Here is a 3,882-nt window from a genome sequence, read left to right on the forward strand (position 1 = left end):
GTTAACAAGTAGATGCGCCCAGGCTCCGAGTACCGCCCAATGCGTAGATGACCAGCTTTCGAACAAACAGGCATTCCATTGCCTCCTACTTACTGAAAGAGACATGGAATCTAACCCATTGCAGTCAACCCAACCGTAGCCATTGGCCACAAAAGATGACCGATCAGCTACCGGTCCTGATCTTGTTCCACACCCGCGTCCGCACCCGGTCGATGTTCAACGGCATCGCCTCAAGGGCAAACAATTTGCCCATCATTTCCGGGCTCGGATACACCTTGGTGTCGTTCTTGATCGCCGGATCGATCAGGTGGTCGGCCTGTTCGTTGCCGTTGGCGTAGTGCACGTAGTTGCTGATGCCGGCCATGACGTCGGGACGCAGCAGGTAGTTCATGAACGCGTAACCGGCTTTCTCGTCCGGGGCGTCGGCGGGCATGGCGACCATGTCGAACCAGATGGCCGCGCCTTCCTTGGGAATCGAATAGCCGATGTCCACACCATTCCCGGCTTCCTTGGCGCGGTTTTCCGCCTGGAGAATGTCGCCAGAGAAGCCGACGGCCACGCAGATATCGCCGTTGGCCAGGTCGCTGGTGTATTTGGACGAGTGGAAATAGCTGACATAGGGCCGGACTTTCATCAGCAGCGCTTCGGCCTTTTTATAGTCTTCGGGGTTCTTGCTGTGATGCGGCAGCCCCAGGTAATTCAACGCCGCCGGCAACAGTTCGGGCCCGTTGTCGAGGATCGCCACGCCGCACTTTTGCAGTTTTGCCATGTTCTCGGGTTTGAAGATCAGGTCCCAGGAATCCACCGGCGCGTTGTCGCCCAGCACAGCCTTGACCTTTGCCACGTTGTAGCCGATGCCGGTGCTGCCCCATAAATACGGGAAGCCATGCTCGTTGCCCGGGTCGTTGGCTTGTAACGTTTTGAGCAACACCGGGTTGAGGTTTTTCCAGTTCGGCAGCTGGCTCTTGTCGAGTTTCTTCAGAACCCCGCCCTCAATCTGTCGGGCCATGAAGTGGTTGGACGGGAATACCACGTCATACCCGGATGTGCCGGTCATCAACTTGCCATCCAGGGTTTCGTTGCTGTCGAAGACGTCGTAACTGAAGGCGATACCGGTTTCTTTCTGGAAGTTTTTTGTGGTGTCCGGGGCGATGTAGTCCGACCAGTTGTAGATTTTCACGGTCTCGGCGGCCTGACTGAGGGTCGCGACGAGCGCAAGTGGAGCAAGCGTCAGTGTCTTTCGGATCATGGGTCGATTCCTGTATGGGTTGTTTTCTTTTTATTGGAGAACTGGCAGGCAATCAGAGATCAAAAAATCAAAACGTAGGTCTTGCGCACGGTTTCCTGGATGTCCCAGATGCCGAGGCTGTTGGCCGGCAACATCAGTGCATCGCCGTTCAGCGCATGAAACCTTCCATGAACCCCGCGACCCGGCAGGCCAGTTTGCGACGCCAGGGCGCGGTGGACGGATTGGCCAGGGTCTGGTCTTCGTGAACGAAGCTGCGGATGATTGCGTTGTAGCCCAGCCAGCGGCAGGGCTCCGGCTCCCAGGCCTTGAGCGCGTCGAGACCGCCCTCCGTAATCACCCACGGCTGGCGCACCAACTCGGTATCGCGCCGAAGAATCAGATCGGCCAGCGTCCGCCCGCCGAGGTTGCTGGCACCCACGCCTTCCCCGCCATAACCGCCCGACAAGGCGATGCCGCTGGCCTGATCGCAGAGCATGTGCGGCTTGAAGCGCCGGGACATCCCTAGGTTTCCGCCCCAGGCGTGGGTGATTCGCACGTTCTTGAGCTGCGGGAAGAGTTCACCGAACAGGTAGCGTCGTAACTGCACTTCGCTGGCGCTCAGCTCGAAGTCATGGCGCAACTTGCCGGCAAACTGATAGCCGCCACGGGCGCCAAACACCAGACGGTTGTCGGCCGTGCGCTGGCCGTAGGTGACCTGGCGGCTGCTTTCGCTGAACGCCTGACCATGGCTGAGGCCGATGTCGTCCCAGGTCGCGGCGGACAGCGGTTCGGTCGCCACCAGTAAACTCTGCACGGGCAATTGATAACGACCCAGCGGCGGCAACGTGACCGCGTAACCTTCTACCGCCGGCACGATCCAGCGGTTGCGAACCTGCGCGCGGGCGGTACGCAAACTGYCCGACTGCCACTGGGTGACCGGGCTGTTTTCATAAATGTTGACCCCCATGAGCTCCACCGTCCGTGCCAGACCTCGCACCAACTTTGCCGGGTGAATGGTCGCCACGTGCGGTGCATAGATACCGCCATAAGGTTTGGCAATTCTGATCTGTTGCGCCAATTGCTCGGGGCTGAGCCAGCGGTAGTCGGCCTCGGTCAGCCCTTGGCGGTAGAGCGCGTCCAGATAATTGCGCAGGCTGGCTTCCTGCTCCGGGTAACGCGCCGCACAGTAAAGCGCCCCGCCCTTGCGGTAATCGCAGTCAATGCCTTCTCGTTCGAGGACGATCTCTACTTCATCAGGGATGCTGTGCAACAGATCGAAAGAGGCGCGACGTTGTTCCGCCGGTAGTCCGGCGAGCAAGCGGTCTTCACCCAGCAGATTGCCCATCAACCAGCCGCCGTTACGGCCCGACGCACCAAACCCCGCGGTTTGGGCTTCGACGATGGCGATGTTCAGTCCCGGCGCCAGGCGTTTGAGGTAGTACGCCGTCCAGAGCCCGGTGTACCCGGCGCCAATGATGGCCACGTCGACGTCCAGGTCCTGTTCCAGCGCCGGGCGCGCCAGCATCGGCTCGTCGAGTTGATCCATCCACAAACTGATCGTTCGCCACGCTGCCATGCAAGACTCCACCGCTCAACACTTCGATGGCGTCGATCCTAGTGCGTGGGCTCAGGGGCCGTCTTGCGCGCGTGCACGCAAAGAAATTTGTTTGGCGTAAGCCTTGGGCGACAGACCGGTGTGCTGGCGGAAACAGCTGTAAAACGCCGACAGCGAATTGAAGCCTGCGGCAAAGGCCAGCTCATCGATACGCAGTGGTGGAGTGGCACTGTCCAGTGCCGCGAGCAAATGCTGCAACCGCGCCTGATTGACGTAACGGTAGAAGCTTTGACCGAGCACCTGGTTCAACAGGTAGGAAATCTGATTGCGGCTGTAACCGCACTCCTTCGCCACCCGTTGCAGGTCGAGYTCGGGATCCAGGTACGGCTGCTGTCCCTGGAAATACTGCTGCAAGTCTTCGGCCATGAAGCTCAGCTGTCGCGGTGACAACCCGAGCCGACTGACCGCCGGGCGCAGGTTGCGGGCGGCTTTGCCGGATGTTTGTTCATGTACAAGGGTGGCGTATTCATTGACCCGCCAGATCAGCCCGTCACGCACGGTGATCGCCTCGCTGGTCCGAAACGACACCAGCCCTTCACCGCCGCGAAGGGTGATGCGGTATTGAATGAACGCCGTGTTGCCATCCAGTCGAATACGGTCCGAGTGCTCCAGCGCCTCATCCGGATCCCGGGGCATGCTGTCACGCACGTAGTCGCGCAACGCGTCCAGCCCCATCACGCGGTTCTGGAAAAAGTCGTTGTACTGAATGTCCGGGTGATAAAGCGCCATCACACCATCCAGATCGCGGTGCTTCCAGCGCAGGTGGTAACGCATGACCGTGTCGCCCGTGGCCTGGGTTTGCAACGGACCATCATCATCGGCGTGCATAGAGGACTCGACGAGAAAAAACCGAGCTTGCCGAAGTTCTGTCCGGGCTTCAACGACCAATGGGATGCCCAGCCCGGCAATGCTGGCCCTTGGCCGAGATGCCCGTATCTCATGACCTGCATCAAAAAAACTGAACCAATCGCTGAACGGTCTGAAAAATTCCACAAGATTTTCACATCCGGGTGCTACTTTTAAAGACAGTCACCGGTTG

Annotated in this window: 3 protein-coding genes and 1 pseudogene; all 4 read right to left on the bottom strand. The window is 59.4% G+C overall.

Going from position 1 to position 3,882, the window contains the following annotated elements:
- Positions 1–163 precede the first annotated feature (163 nt).
- The gene (locus AC1DLB_RS23955) at positions 164–1,249 is read right to left on the bottom strand and encodes a polyamine ABC transporter substrate-binding protein (protein WP_477743072.1); all 1,086 of its coding nucleotides are present in this window, start codon (positions 1,247–1,249) and stop codon (positions 164–166) included.
- Between the two features lie 59 nt (positions 1,250–1,308).
- Positions 1,309–1,395, bottom strand: a pseudogene (locus tag AC1DLB_RS23960) (cupin domain-containing protein); the annotation flags it as partial.
- A gap of 2 nt (positions 1,396–1,397) precedes the next feature.
- Positions 1,398–2,804: an NAD(P)/FAD-dependent oxidoreductase gene (locus AC1DLB_RS23965; RefSeq protein ID WP_477785760.1), complete on the bottom strand. Its 1,407-nt coding sequence runs from the start codon at positions 2,802–2,804 to the stop codon at positions 1,398–1,400.
- A gap of 51 nt (positions 2,805–2,855) precedes the next feature.
- The gene (locus tag AC1DLB_RS23970) at positions 2,856–3,671 is read right to left on the bottom strand and encodes a helix-turn-helix transcriptional regulator (RefSeq protein ID WP_477743070.1); all 816 of its coding nucleotides are present in this window, start codon (positions 3,669–3,671) and stop codon (positions 2,856–2,858) included.
- Between the last annotated feature and the right edge of the window lie 211 nt (positions 3,672–3,882).

The organism is Pseudomonas sp. 05N434 (genome assembly GCF_056396965.1).